At 59.7% G+C, this 17,731-nt stretch carries 14 protein-coding genes; 11 read left to right on the top strand and 3 right to left on the bottom strand.

Going from position 1 to position 17,731, the window contains the following annotated elements:
- Positions 1-42 precede the first annotated feature (42 nt).
- The 4 genes from PG871_RS06780 to PG871_RS06765 are packed head-to-tail and all read left to right on the top strand — an operon-like array spanning position 43 to position 5,972.
- Positions 43-2,499, top strand: coding sequence for an FAD-dependent oxidoreductase (locus PG871_RS06780; protein ID WP_270727541.1), 2,457 nt, complete (start codon positions 43-45; stop codon positions 2,497-2,499).
- A complete protein-coding gene (locus PG871_RS06775) occupies positions 2,496-3,602 on the top strand; it encodes a mandelate racemase/muconate lactonizing enzyme family protein (RefSeq protein WP_270727539.1) in 1,107 nt (368 codons plus the stop codon). The genes PG871_RS06780 and PG871_RS06775 overlap by 4 nt, the downstream gene beginning before the upstream one ends.
- Entirely contained in the window at positions 3,599-4,702 is a 1,104-nt protein-coding gene (locus PG871_RS06770; RefSeq protein WP_270727537.1) for a mandelate racemase/muconate lactonizing enzyme family protein, read from the top strand. The genes PG871_RS06775 and PG871_RS06770 overlap by 4 nt, the downstream gene beginning before the upstream one ends.
- A gap of 4 nt (positions 4,703-4,706) precedes the next feature.
- Positions 4,707-5,972: an aspartate aminotransferase family protein gene (locus PG871_RS06765; protein ID WP_270727535.1), complete on the top strand. Its 1,266-nt coding sequence runs from the start codon at positions 4,707-4,709 to the stop codon at positions 5,970-5,972.
- Between the two features lie 28 nt (positions 5,973-6,000).
- Here the strand turns inward: PG871_RS06765 and PG871_RS06760 are convergent, their stop codons facing one another.
- On the bottom strand, positions 6,001-7,362 hold the full coding sequence (locus tag PG871_RS06760; protein ID WP_270727533.1) for a sensor histidine kinase: 1,362 nt from the start codon (positions 7,360-7,362) through the stop codon (positions 6,001-6,003).
- Positions 7,362-8,030 carry a response regulator transcription factor gene (locus PG871_RS06755; RefSeq protein ID WP_270727530.1) on the bottom strand — a complete coding sequence of 223 codons (669 nt, stop codon included), beginning with the start codon at positions 8,028-8,030 and terminating at the stop codon, positions 7,362-7,364. The genes PG871_RS06760 and PG871_RS06755 overlap by 1 nt, the downstream gene beginning before the upstream one ends.
- 137 nt (positions 8,031-8,167) lie before the next feature.
- Between PG871_RS06755 and PG871_RS06750 the strand changes: the two genes are divergently transcribed.
- The 5 genes from PG871_RS06750 (at position 8,168) to PG871_RS06730 (ending at position 14,321) form a co-directional block, all read left to right on the top strand.
- Positions 8,168-9,256, top strand: coding sequence for a tricarboxylate transporter (locus PG871_RS06750; protein WP_270727528.1), 1,089 nt, complete (start codon positions 8,168-8,170; stop codon positions 9,254-9,256).
- 79 nt (positions 9,257-9,335) lie between these two features.
- Positions 9,336-11,366, top strand: a complete 2,031-nt coding sequence (locus PG871_RS06745) for a tripartite tricarboxylate transporter permease (protein ID WP_270727526.1) — start codon at positions 9,336-9,338, stop codon at positions 11,364-11,366.
- Positions 11,363-12,460 carry a 4-oxalomesaconate tautomerase gene (locus tag PG871_RS06740; RefSeq protein WP_270728738.1) on the top strand — a complete coding sequence of 366 codons (1,098 nt, stop codon included), beginning with the start codon at positions 11,363-11,365 and terminating at the stop codon, positions 12,458-12,460. Before PG871_RS06745 ends, PG871_RS06740 begins: the two co-directional genes overlap by 4 nt.
- A 12-nt stretch (positions 12,461-12,472) precedes the next feature.
- Entirely contained in the window at positions 12,473-13,294 is an 822-nt protein-coding gene (locus tag PG871_RS06735) for a universal stress protein (protein WP_270727524.1), read from the top strand.
- Positions 13,295-13,340: 46 nt separating this feature from the next.
- Positions 13,341-14,321 (top strand): D-2-hydroxyacid dehydrogenase family protein, encoded by a 981-nt coding sequence (locus PG871_RS06730; protein WP_270727522.1) that lies wholly within the window; start codon positions 13,341-13,343, stop codon positions 14,319-14,321.
- Here PG871_RS06730 and PG871_RS06725 read toward each other — a convergent pair.
- On the bottom strand, positions 14,318-15,205 hold the full coding sequence (locus tag PG871_RS06725) for a LysR family transcriptional regulator (protein ID WP_270727520.1): 888 nt from the start codon (positions 15,203-15,205) through the stop codon (positions 14,318-14,320). The two genes, PG871_RS06730 and PG871_RS06725, sit on opposite strands and share 4 nt — an antisense overlap.
- 80 nt (positions 15,206-15,285) lie before the next feature.
- Here PG871_RS06725 and tcuA point away from each other — a divergent pair, with 80 nt between their 5' ends.
- Together tcuA and tcuB are read left to right on the top strand one after the other, a co-directional pair.
- Positions 15,286-16,668 (top strand): FAD-dependent tricarballylate dehydrogenase TcuA, encoded by a 1,383-nt coding sequence (gene tcuA, locus PG871_RS06720; protein ID WP_270727518.1) that lies wholly within the window; start codon positions 15,286-15,288, stop codon positions 16,666-16,668.
- Positions 16,658-17,719 carry a tricarballylate utilization 4Fe-4S protein TcuB gene (gene tcuB / locus PG871_RS06715; protein ID WP_270727515.1) on the top strand — a complete coding sequence of 354 codons (1,062 nt, stop codon included), beginning with the start codon at positions 16,658-16,660 and terminating at the stop codon, positions 17,717-17,719. The genes tcuA and tcuB overlap by 11 nt, the downstream gene beginning before the upstream one ends.
- The last annotated feature ends 12 nt before the right edge of the window (positions 17,720-17,731 follow it).

Raw genomic sequence — 17,731 nt, 5'->3', positions numbered from 1 at the left:
ATGTTTGCTTAGCCTGTCGAGAGGTTTTTCTCCGGAGGGAACATGTCAGCTACAACTCTGCCGTCACACGCACGGGTCGTTATCGTCGGAGGCGGCGTCATGGGCGTCGGCCTTGCGTACCACCTTGGCCACGAAGGCTGGGGCGCGGACACCGTTCTGCTTGAAAAAGCCGAACTCACCTCGGGGTCCACATGGCACGCCGCAGGTCAAATCACGCATTCCACGTCTTCTTTTGGGCTCGGTAAATGTGTGGACTACAACATCGGCCTCTATTCCGGCGCACTTGAGGCCGAGACCGGTCAGGCCGTCACGTGGCATGGCTGCGGCTCTTTCCGTCTGGCCTACACCGAAGACGAAATGGATTGGCTGCGCCACACGCTGTCAGTCGGTCGAGCATTGGGTTTCAACATCGAACTGGTGTCGCCAGCCCGCGTCGCCGAGCTGCACCCTTTTTACAATCTTGATGGCGTTCTGGGCGCTTTGCACACGCCCGATGACGGCCACGTCGACCCGACAAACGTCACCATGTCCATGGCCGCAGGCGCGCGCGCCAAAGGCGTACGGATCGTCCGCCGGTGCCGCGCCACCAACATCACACAAGACACCAACGGCGAATGGATCGTGCAAACCGAACAGGGCACAATCCGCTGCGAACACGTCGTCAACGCAGGCGGCACCTATGCGCGCCAAATGGGCGAGTGGTCCGGCCTGCAACTGCCAATGACGTCGATGACGCACCATTATTTTGTGACCGACGAGGTGCCACAGTTCCGCGAACTTGACCGCGAACTGCCAGTAATCCGCGACGACAAAAAAGTCTCCGGCTACATCCGGATGGAGCAAAACAAAGGTCTTATCGGCATCTATGAGAAGGCCAACCCCAACACCGTTTGGGAGGACCATTGCCCGTGGGAGGCCGAAAACGAACTGTTTGACGCCGACTACGATCGCGTCATGCCGTGGCTTGAGGAAAGCCTCAACCGCATGCCGATCTTTGCCGACCTCGGCATCACCCGCGACGTGCACGGCGCCATCAGCCATCCCCCCGACGGCAACCCGTTGATCGGCCCTGCACCCGGAGTACGCAACTACTGGTGCTGTTGCGGCACGCAGATCGGCATTGGCTGGGGACCGGGCCTTACACGTGAACTGGCCCGCTGGATGGTGCACGGCGCTGCGGACATTTCGATGCGCGACTATGACCCGCGCCGCTTTGGCAGCTACGCCACCAAAGAGTGGCAGGTCGTGAAAGCCAAAGAAGACTATTGCTTGCGCCATGAAATCCCCTTCCCGCATTTCAACAGGTTGGCGGGTCGTCCGGTGAAACCCTCTCCGCTGCACGACATTCTCAAAGCCAAAGGTGCCGTTCACGAAGAAGTCTACGGCTTTGAACGCCCGCGTTGGTTTGCGCGGCCCGGCGTGGCGCAACACGATCACTACAGCTTTCGCCGCACCCCCGTGGACGCCATGGTATCCGCCGAAGTTGCCGCCGTGCGCAGCGCCGCTGGCATCATGGATGTGACCGCCTTCACCAAGGTCGAGGTCTCAGGCCCCAATGCCTATGCCCTTCTGGATCGCCTGACCGCCAACCGCATGCCGCAGAAAACCGGCGCGATCACACTCACCCATATGCTCAACCGGCGTGGTCGGATCGAGCTGGAAACCACCATCGTGCGCATGGCCGACGACCGGTTCTATCTGGTCTGCGCCGCATTCTTTGAGCAGCGCTTGCTTGACCATCTGACCCAACACAAAACGTCTGAGGACGTCACCTTCACTGCGCTGTCTGACAGCTGGTCCGCCTTGTCTCTCAACGGGCCGATGTCTCGCGACATTCTGGCGGCCTGCACCGACGCCCCACTGGACAACGCCACCTTCCGCTGGCTCTCCGCACAGCAAATCCGCATCGCCGGCCACACCGTCTGGGCGTTGCGCATGTCCTACGCCGGTGAGCTCGGCTGGGAATTGCACATGCCCAATGCCGCCTGCGTCGATGTCTACACCGCGCTTTTCTCGGCTGGCACGCCTTTGGGGCTAACGGACTACGGCAGCTTTGCCATGAACGCTATGCGCATGGAGAAAGGCTTCAAAGGAGCCTCCGAACTTACCAACGAAGTCACCTTGGTCGAAGCTGACGTGCTGCGCTTTGCCCGGCAAGACAAGACCTTCCTAGGATCTGATGCGACCTTCAACACAGACCCCAAATGGATCTGTGCCTACCTGGAAATCGAGCCAGACGGCGACATTGATGGGCACGGCGGCGAAGCTGTGTTGCACAATGGCGTCGTGGTCGGGTCAACCGCATCGGTTGCCTTTGGACCCACTGTCGGGAAAATCCTCGCTTTCGCCTACATCACGCCAAGCGCTGCGCAATCAGGCACCGACTTGCAGGTGATGATCCACGGCGCCCCGCGCCCTGCCCGCGTGCTGGCCGAACCGGCTTATGATCCGCAAAGCCTGCTGCCACGCACCGACGTTCGGCAAGAGGCTGCACAATGAAAATCACGCGCATAACCGTCTACCATGTCGATCTGCCGCTTGAGCATCCCTATTGGCTCTCCGGCGGGCGCCTGAAGTTTGAGGTGCTCGACGCAACCCTCGTGAAAATTGAAACCGACGCTGGGATCACCGGCTGGGGCGAAGGCACGCCGTGGGGCCACACCTATGTTCCCGCCCACGGCCCCGGCATTCGCGCCGGCATCGAGACCATGGCCCCCTTTGTCCTCGGGCTGGACCCACGTCATGTGCTTGACGTGGAGCGCGCCATGGACCTCGCCCTACCTGGTCATCTCTACGCCAAATCGCCCATCGACATGGCGTGCTGGGACATCGCCGGACAAGCCGCAGATCTGCCGATTGCCGACCTGATGGGCGGCGGATCCCGCACGCCGCGCCCGATTGCATCCTCGGTTGGCGCCAAAGACATCGAGGAAACCCGCGCCGTGATCGACCGCTACCGCGCACGCGGCTATGTTGCCCATTCCGTCAAAATCGGCGGTGACACGACCCGCGACATTGCCCGCATTCGAGACGTTGAAAACCTGCGTCACGACGGCGAGATCGTGCTCTACGATGTCAATCGCGGCTGGACACGACAACAGGCCCTACGGGTCATGTCAGCCTGCGAGGATCTCAAAGTGATGTTCGAACAGCCCTGCGAATCTTTGGATGACATCGCCGCAATCGCAGGCAAACACGCGAGCCCGGTGTCGGTGGACGAAAGCCTCGTAACCCTGCAGGACGCGACCCGCATCGCCCGCGACGGATTGGCAGAAATCTTTGGCATCAAGCTCAATCGGGTTGGCGGTCTCACCAAAGCCGCCCGCATGCGCGACGTGGCACTGGCGCATGGCATCGACATGTTTGTGATGGCGACGGGCGGCTCCGTGCTGGCCGACACCGAAGCGCTGCATCTCGCGGCAACCATCCCCGACGCCAACTGCCACGCAGTCTGGGCCTGTCAGGACATGCTGACCGTCGACATCGCCGGCGGACGCGGTCCGCGCAATATCGACGGCCACCTGCACTTGCCTGAAACGCCTGGCCTCGGGGTACAACCAGACGAAGACCGGCTCGGCGATCCGGCGGCCGTCTACACATGAAACTCACGCGGATCTCTCTTTGGCACGTGCCCCTGACCAGTCATGAAACCTACCACATGGCAGCTGGCAAAACCTGCGACACGGTAGAGACCGTTGTGCTTCGCCTTGAGACAGACACCGGCGAAACCGGCTGGGGCGAGGTCTGCCCAATCCCACATTACCTTCCGGCCTATGCCCGCGGCGTTGCTGCCGCAATTGAAGAGTTGATACCTGTTCTGATCGGCGCAAATCCGGTTGGCGTAGAGGCGCTGATGGCTTCGGCGGAGGCCTTTCTTCCCGATCACCGCTACGCCAAATCCGCGCTTGATATCGCGCTTTGGGATATCACCGGACAGGTCGCGGGATTGCCGCTTTATGCGCTTTTGGGCGGCAAATTCGCCGACAGCCTGCCGCTTTATCACTCCATCACCTGTATCGCGCCTGACGACATGGCCGACATCGCAAGTGAGGCACAGAAACAAGGCATCACCCAATTTCAGGTCAAACTCGGTGCATCCGGCGATTGGCAAACCGATGTGGAACGGCTCGCAAAGGTGCGTGAAGCTGTGGGCCGCGGGCCGCTTGTCTACGGCGATTGGAATTGCGGCGCCACCTCACTGGACGCCACGCGCGTTGGGCGTGACGTGGCGGATCTTGATGTCATGCTTGAGCAGCCCTGCGCCACCATAGCTGATTGCGCGCGCGTACGTGCGGCCACCGGCCTGCCAATGAAACTCGACGAAACTGCGCATGACACCGTCAGCCTGTTAGAAGGCCACAGCCGAGGATGCATGGACGCCGTCGCCCTGAAACTCAGCAAATTCGGTGGCCTCAGCGCGACCCGACGGGCCCGCGACCTGTGCCTGACATTGGGGGCCAAAATGTGCGTCGAAGACACGTGGGGCAGCGACATCACCACCGCAGCGGTCCTGCATCTTGCCGCGGCGACCCCGCCAAACCGGCTGCTCAACACCTGCGATCTCTCGAACTACGTGGCGCCGCGCCTCGCACCCGACGCCCCGCAACGCCACGCAGGGCGCATCTCGCCACCCACGGCCCCGGGCCTTGGAATTGCTGTCAACGCAGAGGCCCTTGGTCCTGCAGATCACGTCTGGGAGTAGCCTTATGAAAATCCGCACCCAAAGCGAATGGATTGACCGTGCCCGCGAAGTTCTGCCCGCCGCAGGATTTGGCAATTTCGATCCCGGCATTGTTATCGCCCGCGGCGAGGGCGCCCACGTCTGGGACGAGGACGGCACCCGCTATATCGATTATCTGATCGGGTCGGGACCAATGCTTTTGGGCCACGGCCACCCAGAAGTCATGGAGGCAGTTCTCGCGCAACTCCCCAAAGGCATGACGTTCTTCGCCAACAATGCAGCTGGCATCGAGTTGGCCGAGGCAATTGTCGATGCTGTACCCTGTTGTGAGCAGGTACGTTTTGTCACCTCAGGCGGCGAAGCTGACATGTTCGCGCTGCGACTTGCCCGCGCCTTTACCGGAAAATCCAAGATCCTCAAGTTCGAGGGCGGTTATCACGGCATGAGCGCCGAGGCCCAAATGAGCCTCGCCCCGTCGCAGTCGGTGAATTTCCCGCAAGCGGTGCCGGACAGCGCCGGAATTCCGCAATCTGTGGCCGACCAGATGCTGATTGCACCGTTCAATGATCTCGATGCCGTCGCCTCGCTCATGCTCGAACACACCGACATCGCCGCTTTGATCGTCGAGCCACTGCAACGCATCATCCCGCCCGCACCCGGATTTCTCCAAGGTTTGCGCGACCTCTGCACCAAACATGACATTCTGTTGATTTTTGACGAAATTGTCACCGGCTTCCGGCTGGCTTACGGCGGCGCGCAGGAACGCTACGGCGTGACACCTGACCTCTGCACGCTCGGCAAAATCATCGGCGGCGGTTTCCCTCTCGCCGCACTGGGTGGCCGTGCCGACATCATGGCGCATTTTGACAAATCCGCAGTCGGGCAGGAAAAATGGTTGATGCAGCTTGGCACGCTGTCCGGCAATCCTGTGGCTTCCGTTGCGGGCCTCAAAACCATGGAAATCCTGCGTCGCCCCGGTCAATATGACCGCCTGCGAGATCTCGGCACCTCTTTGATGCAGATGCACACCGACGCGCTGACCGACGTCGGAATTGCGCATCAACTCTGTGGAGACCCCACGCTATTTGACGTCTACTTCACGTCCGAGGCGCCCACGAATTATCGCACAGCAACCCATGACGATCCCCAAACAAGCGCCAGATGGAACGCATCTTTGCGCAATAGCGGCGTGTTCAAATCTGCGGGCAAACTTTACCCTTCACTGGCGCTGTCAGACGCGGATCTGGAGGCCACAAACGCCGCCCTAAGGACCGCCGCCGCATCGTGTTAAGCACCAGTTCACGCTGCCAATTTTCCGCCTAAAGCCGTGGCAACATCACCGAAAGGCTCGCACCTTTCTCAACCCGATTGATCGACACCGTCCCGCCGTGCTGTTCGGCGACCGAGGACACAATTGCCAAGCCAAGGCCGCTGCCTTGTGACGGTTCAATCTGGGAAAACCGCCCAAAGGCCGTTGCCGCTTCTTCCGGCACGAGCCCCTTTCCGTCGTCAGACACTGTTATGTCGACGCTGTCCTTACTGGAGGTCATTGCAACCGAAATGCTGCTCAGGGTCTCGCCGCCATGTTTAAGCGCGTTGTCGACAAGGTTCTTGACCGCCTCGCTGACAAACAACGGATCACAGGAAACCGTCATCGCTCCTTCGGGCAATTCAACGACAAAATCGATGTCGGCAGACAACACCGCCGGCCCCACATCCGAACACACCTGACGCATCACCTCCGTCAAATCCGCCTCGCGGAAATGATCCGACCCAAGCGGATGGCTCAGGCGATCAAGCGACAAAAGTTGCTCTGTCACCCGCGCCGAAGCCCGCGCAGCAGATACCAACTCTTCGGTGCGCCGCTCACGCTCCTGCTCGCTAGGCGCGTTGCGCAGACTTTCGGCCATAGATTGCACCGCTGCGGCCGGATTGCGCAACTGATGTGCCGCGTCAGAGATGAATGTCTGATGCGCGTTCATGCTGGCATCTACCTTGGAGAAAAGACGGTTCAGGGTGCGCACAATGCCGCGCGCTTCCATCGGAACCGTCCGTTTGATCTGGCTCAGGTCATCCGGTGAACGCACCGCGATAGCCTCCTCCAGATTCAAAAGCGGCCGCAATCCAATCGACACGCCAAACCAAACCACAAGCGCCACCGTGGCCACCAGCGCACCGATCAGCGCGGCGGCCCGAATGGCCAGTTCAACCGCAATCTGATTGCGATCGCTCAACCGCTGCCAAACAGTGACCGTTGTGTCTCCGGTCAGGGTATCGACCGTCACTTGCTCTGTGACTTTCATGACCCGCACGCCTTCGCCACGATAGACGGCCTCAAACACATTCGGCTTGTTGCGCTCCACCTTGAGCGCCGTGAGGCTGGTGGGCGGATAAGCGTAGCCCGTCACATAACTGCCGCCGGGTCCCGTGGCGTGATAAAAAACTTCCCCACCCGCGACATCACGGATCAAACTGCGCGTAGTCGGTGACAAAGCGTCTCCGCCCGATACCGCCACATCCCTTGAAATCGCCAACGCTGTTGACAAAAGAGAGCGATCAAACAGCTCTTGCGCGGTTTGCTGCGCAACCGTGAACCGCCAAAACCCCAACAGGATCGCCATCGCGATCAAGGGCGTCAGGATCACCACAAACAACCGCAGCCGCAGCGACGCCCGCCGCATCAGTCCGTGACCTCAAGCATATAACCCAGCCCCCGCGCGGTTTTGATCCCGACTCCGTGGTCTGCCAACCTCTTGCGCAAACGCGACACATGCGGCTCAATGGCGTTGTCGCCAACGTCCGCGCCAACGCCGTAAACAAAATCAATCAAATGCGCCTTGGACACGATCCTCCCGCGCCGCTCCACAAGACACTCTAAGACAGCAAGTTCCTTGCGGGGGATCTCAAGCGTTTGTCCAGCGGCCAAAACCTGGCGGTTGCTGCGGTCAAATGTAAGATTCCCAAGCGTTTCCTGTGCGCCATAGTCCAAATCCTTGCGGCGCGACAAGGCCCTGATACGGGCGTCCAATTCGTCCATTTCAAAGGGTTTAACAAGATAGTCGTCTGCCCCCTTGTCCAATCCCGCAACCCTGTCGGCGGTCTCGGCACGCGCAGTCAACAAAATCACCGGCGTGCCATCAGCACGAGCGCGCATCGCTTGCAGAACCTCCAATCCTGACCGACCGGGCAGGTTAATATCGAGCACCACCAAATCCGCGCCTTCCTGTGTCAGAAAACGATCCGCGTCGTCACCGTCATGCAAGACATCAACCGCATGGCCGTGGTCGCGCATCCGGTAAGCAATGGCATTGGCCAAGGCCGTGTTGTCTTCGATAATGGCGATACGCATTTTGGCTCCGCAAGCTTGGCGCAAGGTTGGCCTTCCATGATCGGCAGATCGAAGGGGGAATCAATCCCCGAATTTTCGAACAATCATGGTAACGCTGGAGACGTTGTCGTGCTTGTCTGGTCTACAGGGAGGAACCAATGACCATTTCAACCTTTACGCGCCGTGCCGTTGTCGGCCTGCTCGCGGCCGCTGGCCTTGCGGCTCCGGCCACCGCCGAAGTCGATTTTTCCGGCAAAACCATTGAATGGGTCATCCCTTTCTCTGAAACCGGCGGCTCGGCCAAATGGGCCAACTTCTTTGCGCCTCTGCTGTCCGAAGCCCTGCCCGGCGCCCCGACTGTGGTCGTGAAATTCATGCCCGGCGCCGGATCGACCAAAGGCGCCAACTGGTTCCAGAAAGAAACTCATGACGACGGCACATTGCTGTTCGGCACATCTGGGTCCACTCAGTTCCCATATCTTTTGGGCGACCCGCGCGTGCGTTATGAATACAACGACTGGACCCCGGTTATGGCATCCGGCACCGGCGGTGTGGCTTATCTGAACGCCGAAGATGGCGCCAAGTTTGACGGCTCGGCCAATATGCTCCAGGACGTCGATTTCATCTACGGGTCGCAGGGTGCAACCCGCCTTGACCTCGTGCCTTTGCTGGCATGGCAGATGCTCGGCATGAACGTCGAACCTGTGTTTGGCATCAAGGGCCGCGGTGATGGCCGTTTGATGTTTGAGCGCGGCGAAGCCAACATCGACTACCAGACATCTTCGGGCTACCTCAAAGGGTCCGCCGAAATGGTTGCCGACGGCAAAGCTGTGGCGATGATGACATGGGGATCGCTGGACGCCGATGGCAACATTGTACGCGACCCAACTTTCCCCGAAATCGCGACCTTCAAGGAAGTTTGCGAAGCCACCGACGGCTGTGAAACCTCGGGCGAACAGTGGGACGCATGGAAAGCCTTCTTTGTCGCGGGCTTCCCCGTGCAAAAACTGGCCTTCCTGCCCGCTGGCACGCCTCAAGACGTAGTCGACACCTACACTGCTGCCTTTGAGGCCGTTGTGGCGCGAGCTGATTTCCCGGAAATCTCCTCCAAGCGCGTCGGCAAATACTCGGTCTTCACTGGTGCAGGCGCACAGGCTGCCCTTGGCACTGCGACCAACGTGCCAGACTCGGCTAAGGCCTATGTCATCAACTGGCTCAAAGAGTCCTACGGCGTCGAGCTGAAATAAGCCCGACACCACCGGGACGACTTCACCCCTCTGAGGTCGTCCCACCTTCCCATTTTTCCGAACAAGAAAGGCGGCTCCCATGGAGGCTTTCGCCACAGCCCTTCCTGCGCTTTCAGATGCGTGGGCACTGATCCTGCAACCCGTCGTTCTTGGCTACTTGGTGCTCGGCGTCGTGATGGGCCTCGCGGTCGGCGTCTTTCCCGGTCTGGGCGGCATCGCCGGCCTTTCCCTGCTTTTACCGTTTATGTTCGGCATGGACCCCATTCTTGGCCTCGCGCTGATGATCGGCATGGTCGCGGTGGTGCCCACCTCCGACACGTTTGCCTCGGTTCTGATGGGTATACCCGGCTCCTCGGCCTCACAGGCCACGGTGCTTGACGGCTTCCCCATGGCGAAAAAAGGCGAAGCCGCGCGCGCCTTATCCGCCGCCTTTGCCAGCTCGCTGTTTGGCGGGCTTGTCGGCGCAACCTTTCTGACCGTCTTTATTCTCGTGGCCCGCCCGATCGTGCTCGCATTCGGCCTTCCCGAGATGCTGATGATCACCATCCTTGGCCTGTCGATGGTCGCGGTTCTCGCTGGGCGCTACGCCCTCAAAGGCCTTGCAGCCGCGGGCCTTGGTCTGATGATCGGCACCATTGGCGAAGCTGACGCGGGTGGCTCACTGCGCATGTCGTCCTATGATCTGCCTTACCTCACAGACGGTCTGAAGCTGGTGATCGTCGGCCTCGGCATCTTTGCCATCCCCGAAATCGTATCGCTGCTGCGTCAGGACCGCTCGATTGCCAAAGGCGCACAACTCGGCGGCGGCTGGCTTGACGGCGTGCGCGACTGGTTTGCCAACATCTGGCTGTCCGTGCGCTGCTCCATCATCGGCGTTGTCGTCGGTGTGATCCCCGGCCTCGGCGGCTCGGTTGTGGACTGGATCGCCTACGGCCACGCCGTGCAAACCACCAAAGACAAATCCAACTTCGGCAAGGGCGAAGTGCGCGGCGTGATCGGCCCTGAAAGCTCTAACAACGCCAAAGAAGGTGGCGGCCTTGTGCCCACGCTCCTGTTTGGCATCCCCGGCTCAGGCTCGATGGCGATCTTCATCGGTGCGGTGGCGCTTTTGGGCTCAGGCTCCATCGAAGTCGGCCCCGGCATGCTGAAAAACAACCTCGACATCACATACTCGATCGTCTGGTTGCTGGCGCTTGCCAACGTGGTTGGCACGGTTCTTTGCATTGCGGCCTCCGGCGGCATCGCGAAGCTGACCACGATCCGCTTCACCTATCTGGCGCCGTTCCTTTTCATGCTGATCAGCTTCGCCGCCTTCCAGTCCGGTCAAAACTTCGAAGACCTGCTGGCGCTGTTTGTGATCGGTCTGATCGGTATCTTCCTGCGCCGCTTTGATTGGTCACGTCCCGCTTTCCTGATCGGCTTTGTGTTGTCCAATCCCGTGGAAAAATTCACCAACCAAGCTTTCCAGATCGCGTCTTTCCGCTTCCGCAAAAGCTTTGATCAAGGCATCGAGTATATCTTCTCACCCATCGTGATCGTCCTGATCGTCATCACGGTTGTTTCGGTCTTCTTTGGCATCCGTCAGGCCAAGTCGATCATGGCCGAGGGCGATGTCAAAGCAGGCAGCAAACGCGCGCCGGTTGTCTTCCTTCTGGTGATCGCGGGCTATCTGCTGACCGCCTTCATCAACGCCAGCATGATCCCTGACTACAACATGACCGACAAAGTCATCCCGTTGGTGATCGGAGGGTTCGCGCTGCTCTGTTGCCTGATCCTTATGGTGCAAATGATGATGCGCCCCGAAGGCGACGCTATTTTTGCCGACAAGGAAGTCGCCGGAGACGAAGCAGACGCGCCTTACGGCCTGTGGTCAACGCTTGCGTGGTTTGCCAGCCTGATCGCCGGCACATTCTTTGTCGGCTTCATCCTTGCGCTGGTCGGCTTCCTGATCGCCTTCTTCCGCGTTCGCGCCGGTGCCAGCTGGCCACGGACGCTGTTGCTGACGGCTGCAGGCATCGCCTTTATGTGTCTGATGGCGGGGGCGCTCAACCGTGACTTCCCACCCGGCCTGCTGCAGGGAATGGTGGATCTGCCATGGCCGCTCAAATGACGCAGACCGGTATCCCATTTGTCTTCATGCGGGGCGGCACCTCGCGCGGCCCTTACTTCAACCGCGCGGATCTGCCAGCGGATTTGGACACTTTGGCCGAGGTGCTGATCGCCGCGGTCGGGTCCGGCCATCCGCTCAATATCGACGGCATCGGCGGCGGCGCCGCCGTGACCACCAAAGTCGCGATGTTGTCGCGCTCGGAGGATGACTGGGCCGACATCGACTATTTCTTCGCGCAGGTTTCGGTCGAGGACAAGCTGGTGGATTTCAAACCCACCTGCGGCAATATCCTGTCAGGTGTGGGTCCGGCGGCTATCGAAATGGGCTTGATCAGCCCAACCGGCGACAGCACCGACATCAAGATCCGCGCAGTGAACACCGGCGCTCAGGTCGAGGCCACCGTCGCCACCCCGGGGGGACATCTCACCTATGAGGGCGACACTGCCATCGCCAGCGTGCCCGGCACGGCGGCACCTGTAGCGCTTAAATTCATGGGGGTGGTTGGCTCCGCAACCGGGCAGCTTCTGCCCACCGGCAACCTGCGCGATACGTTTGACGGGATCGAAGTCACCTGCATGGATGTCGCCATGCCTGTCGTCATCGCCCGCGCCGAGGATTTCGGCCTTACAGGGCATGAAAGTGCCGAAGACTTGGACGCCAACCCCGACTTCTTCGCCCGGATGGAAGCGATCCGCCTTCAGGCAGGTGCAGCCATGGGCATGGGCGAGGTTACAAAATCCGTGACACCAAAATTTGCCTTCCTTGCGCCTGCCCAAAACGGCGGCACCATCGCCACACGCTATTTCATGCCTTGGAAAACGCACCCGTCGATGGCCGTCACAGGTGCCCAATGCATTGCCTCTTGTGCACTTACCCCCGGGTCTGTGTCCGATGGAATGCTGGACCGCCCCTCTGACAGCCCGGCCAATGTGGTGCTGGAACATGCCTCGGGCACAATCGAGGTGCTTGTCGATTTCACGGCCAACAACGGCTTTGACCTCAACGCCGCCGGATTGGTGCGCACCGCCCGAAAACTGGCAGACGGTCAGGTTTATGTGCCCGCCACCATCTGGTCGGGCCACCCCGATGCCTAGAAAGGATTTCCTATGAGCTTGAAGAACATCCTCGTTGCCTTCAACGGATCCGAAGGATCGGTCTCGGCCCTAAAATACGCCGCCGCTTTGGCGGATGAAACAACCCACGTCACCGTGCTTGTGGCGCATTCCGACCACGACATTGTGACGTCGAGCGGCATGTGGGTGCCCAGCAGCGCGCGGGCCATCATCGAACAGGCCAACATCGACTTTGTTGGCGAAATCGAAGCAAGATTTGACGCCCTGCGCGGTGAGCTAAATCTTGGCAATCGCCTGCACTACAGGCGCGAGGCCGGCCGCGTGGACAGCATCATTTCCGAAACTGCGCGCGCCTTTGATCTGGTGGTTATCGGTCAGGATCTCCCAACCGAGGAGGTCAACGAACACATTTTTGTTCACCCCGACCGCATCGCTTTGGTCAGCGGCCGTCCTGTTCTGATCGTCCCACAAGGCCACGACGCCAAGGCCACCCACTCCCATGCGGTCCTTGCGTGGGACGGGGGTCGTGCCGCCGCCCGCGCGCTTTCCGATGCGCTTGGCCTTCTCGAAGATCAGGGCCACGTCACCGTGCTTAGTGTCGGAGACACCGATGCGCCGCGTCCTTCCAAAGATCTGATGGACCACCTTGCGCGCCACGGGATCTCGGCAACCCGCCAAAAGATCCCTGCGACCCCCGGTCCAGCGCGCGCCTTGCTAGCCTATTGCCGGGAAAAAGACCCCTGCCTTTTGGTGATGGGGGCTTATGAGCATTCGAAATTCCGTGAGGACTTTTTGGGTGGCATGACCGCGCGCGTTTTCAAACGCACCCCCATTCCAGTGCTTTTGTCCCACTGAAAACGGCACCTCCGCATTACCGACGCGATACCGACGGGATACAGACATGAAAATTCACATCCTCGACGACTGGTTTGACACCCTGCGCGGCTTGCCCTCCTTTGCCAAACTCGCAGGGCATGACGTCACCGTATGGACCGACCATACCGACGATATCGACACTTTGGCGAACCGTTTGTCCGAAGCCGAGGGCTTGATCCTGTTTCGCGAACGCACCGCCGTAACCCGCGCCCTAGTGGAACGGCTCCCCAACCTCAAACTGATCAGCCAACGCGGCGTCTATCCACACGTCGATGTGCAGGCCTGTTCTGACAATGGCGTCCTGCTTTGCTCCAAGCAGCCCAAAGGCGGGGGAACCAACTATGCCGCCGCCGAATTGACTTGGGCGTTGATCCTGGCCGCGATGCGGGATCTGCCAACACAGATGGCCTCCGCTAAGGCGGGAAATTGGCAAGCCGGCGTCGGAAAAACCCTTCATGGGCGGACACTTGGCCTTTTTGGCTATGGCCGCATTGCACGCACTGTTGCGCGGTATGCCGAGGCGTTTGGCATGCATGTTTTGTGGTGGGCTTCAGACGATGGACGCACCCGCGCCGCTGATGATGGCGCACAAGTCGCCCCCTCTCGCGAGGCGTTCTTTTCAAGCTGCGACGTGATCTCTCTGCATGTCCGTTTGAAACCGGAAACCCGAGGTTTGATTACCTCGCAGGATTTCGCCAACATGCGCCCGGACTCAGTTTTTGTGAACACCTCCCGCGCCGGCCTTGTGGCCGCTGGCGCCTTGCTGGACGGTCTTAACAATGGACGCCCCGGTTCAGCTGCAATCGACGTCTTTGACACCGAACCTTTGACCGATGCCAACGATGCGCTGCTGGCCCACCCCAACCTGATCGCAACGCCTCATATCGGTTTCGTCACCGAAGACGAATTCGACAAGCAATTCTCTGATATCTATGATCAAATTGTCGACTTCGCCGACGGAAATCCAAGCCATATGATCAACCCAGAAGTCTGGGCGCGCACTTAAACATTCGCCCGAATGGCAGCCTTAACAGCGCTCACCAACGACGTGTCGACCTGCCCAACCCGCGACAACAAACCAATCGACCGCGATATCCCAGGCGACTGCAGCGTTGCGACGCCCACCCGCGCCGGATCAATCGCCGAAAGCGGCAACAACGCGGCCCCCATGGCCCCTTCCACCAGATCAAGCGCCGATGTGGTTCGCCCGACTTCAAAACTCCACCGCACCTGCACGCGCGCACGTGCCAAAGCTTCGTCAATCAGCAACCGGTTTCCGGTGCCTTTGGCGGGCAGAATCAGCGGCAAGTTTTTCAGCGCGTCAAGCGACAGATTTTGCCGCCCGCTCAACGCGTTGCCCTGCGCGATGGCCACGACGATGGGATCATCCATTAGCGGTTCAAACTCCGTACTCGGCTCAAGCACCGGGATCGAGCACAGCCCGAAGTCCGCCTCTCCTTGGGCCACCGCCTCAGCCACCTCATTGGCCGACCCATCCAGCATACGTACTCTAAGTGATCTGTCTGTCACGCCCTTCAAAGCCGGCACCAGCAGACGGGTTATGACCGTCGGAACACTCGCCACAGTCACCACCGTCCCGCGTTGATGGGCAAAGGCGACGCTTGCATCCCGCATCGCTCGCGCAGTTTCATGTGCGTCATTGACCATCGCCTCCGCACGCGCCTGTAGACTTTTGGCCGCCAACGTCGGTTTGACCGCCCGCGTCGTGCGCTCAAACAGCTGGCTGCCGAGCGCGTCCTCCAATTTGCGCACCCGCCGTGTGATGGCGGATTGCGACAGGTTCAAACGGTCAGCCGCTCCATGAAAGGAGCCGGTTTCCTTAACTGCCAAAAAGGCTTCAAGGTCGCCAAAATCATAATTAATGCTCATGACGCATCAATTATGCACCAACCGTCATTTGTCAAATAAACGCCCAATCAATATCAAAGTATCAGCCAAGGAAATGAGCCATGACGCACTATGACATCGCAGTAATTGGCGGCGGAAACGCCGCTCTTTGTGCAGCCATGACGGCCGCCGAATCCGGCGCCAAAGTTTTGATTTTGGAAACCGCCCCAAAGGCTTATCGCGGGGGGAACTCCCGCCACACCCGCAATTTTCGCTGCATGCACACGGGACCACTTGGGCCATTGGTCGAGACCTACTCCGAAGATGAGTATTTTGAAGACCTACTAAAAGTCACCAAGGGCAAGACCAACGAAGCGCTTGCCCGTCTTGCCATTCGCACATCCGAGGAATGCTTGCCCTGGATGCAGGATCACGGTGTCCGCTTTCAGCCCTCGCTTTCTGGCACGCTCTCTTTGGGGCGCACCAATGCCTTCTTCATGGGCGGCGGTAAAAGTCTTGTGAACGCCTATTACCGCACCGCCGACAAGCTTGGTGTTGATGTTCTGTATGAGGCCGCAGTGACCCACCTCGAACTCAGCGAGAACGCCGTCCAATGGGTGGACTATACACATGAAGGCAAGTCCCACCGCATCACGCCCAAAGCGGTAGTTGTGGCCTCTGGTGGTTTTCAAGCAGACACGGATTGGCTCACACGCGCTTGGGGACCAGCGGCTCAAAATTTCCTTATTCGGGGAACGCCTTACAATCGCGGAATTGTGCTTGCAGATCTGTTGGAACAAGGCGTCAGCCAAGTGGGCGACGCCGATCAATGCCACGCCGTTGCCATCGATGGACGCGCGCCCAAATACGACGGCGGGATCGTGACCCGATTGGACTGCGTGCCTTTCTCCATTGTTGTGAACAAAGACGCGGAACGGTTCTATGACGAGGGCGAAGACGTCTGGCCCAAACGGTATGCCATCTGGGGGCGCCTTGTTGCGGCCCAGCCTGATCAGGTTGGCCATGTGGTGATCGACAGCAAATCGATCGACCTGTTTATGCCTTCTGTTTTCCCGCCCCTCAAAGCCGACACGCTTGAAGAACTGGCCGCGCTGATGGACATCGACGGCGCCAAGCTCAAAGACACGGTGGAGACCTTCAACACAGCCTGCGGGGACACGTCGGATTTCCACCCAACGGAACTGGACGGTGTGGCCACCTCAGGCCTCAGCCCTGCTAAAACCAACTGGGCCCGCCCCATCACCGACCCACCTTTTTATGGCTATTCTCTGCGCACCGGCGTGACCTTCACCTACCTTGGATTGAAAGTCGACGAAAACGCCCAGTGCAGCACCGATACCGGCCCAATCAAGAACCTCTGGGCCGCCGGGGAAACCATGGCTGGCTCGATTTTGGGCCAAGGCTATCTCGCCGGATACGGCATGACCATCGGAACTGTCTTCGGACGCATCGCAGGCCGGGAGGCCGCCGCATATGCAAACTGACCTTATTCAAGAAGCCCGCCGTCAGGCCGAAATCTGCAACGCCTGCCGCTATTGCGAAGGTTATTGCTCCGTCTTTCCGGCACTTCACGCCAACCGCGCGTTTACCGACGGCGACATCACGCAGCTTGCAAACCTCTGCCACAACTGCCGGGGCTGCTATTATGCTTGCCAATACACTGCGCCGCACGAATTTGACCTGAACCTGCCCGCTGCGCTGGCCGAAGTCCGTCGCGACAGCTGGGAAAGCTACGCATGGCCACAGCCATTGGCGCGGCGGTTCCACACGCACGGCGCAGCGATTGTGACCGCGTTGGTAGTTGGCTTTGCTTTGCTCTTTGCCGCGATCAAGATGATAGGGTCGGCTGGCGGCGAGGGTTTTTACGCCGCACTGTCTCACAACGCCATGGTTGCGATTTTTGCGCCGGCCTTTTTGTTGCCTCTTGCCAGCCTCGGCATAGGTTTGCGTCGCTATTGGCACGACGTCGGAGGCATCGGAATTCGCATTTCGCATCTCACCAAAGCCTTTGGCCGTGCGGCCAAAATGAAAGACCTCGCTGCGGGTCATGGCGACGGCTGTAATTTTGAGGACGAAGACCGTTTCAGCCAAGGCCGTCGACACGTGCACCAAGCCATAATGTACGGCTTTCTGTTGTGCTTTGCGTCAACTTCCACGGCCACGGTCATGCACTACGTCTTTGACATGCCCGCGCCTTATCCGCTGCTATCTCTGCCAAAACTCCTGGGCGTTGTTGGTGGCATCATTCTGACACTGGGGTGCATCGGCATGATCATGTTGAAACGCAAATCCGATCCGACACTCGGTGACGCAAAGGCGTGGGGCGGAGACATGGCCTTTGTAGCATTGCTCGGGTTTGTCGGCTTCTCGGGCCTTGCGCTTTATGCGCTAGGCGCCAGCACAGCCATGCCAGCCCTTCTTGCCATCCATCTTGGCGCAGTGCTGACCTTCTTTCTGCTCACGCCGTTTACTAAAATGGCCCATGGGTTTTATCGGCTGGCCGCCTTGATCCGCGATGCACAACGCGTCAGCTAAGGCGTTCAGCAA

This window comes from Shimia sp. Alg240-R146 (genome assembly GCF_947331465.1).
In the GTDB taxonomy this organism is placed as follows: Bacteria; Pseudomonadota; Alphaproteobacteria; order Rhodobacterales; family Rhodobacteraceae; genus Shimia.
Note: the sequence above shows the minus strand (reverse complement) of the source record. Positions and strands in the feature narration are given on the sequence as shown.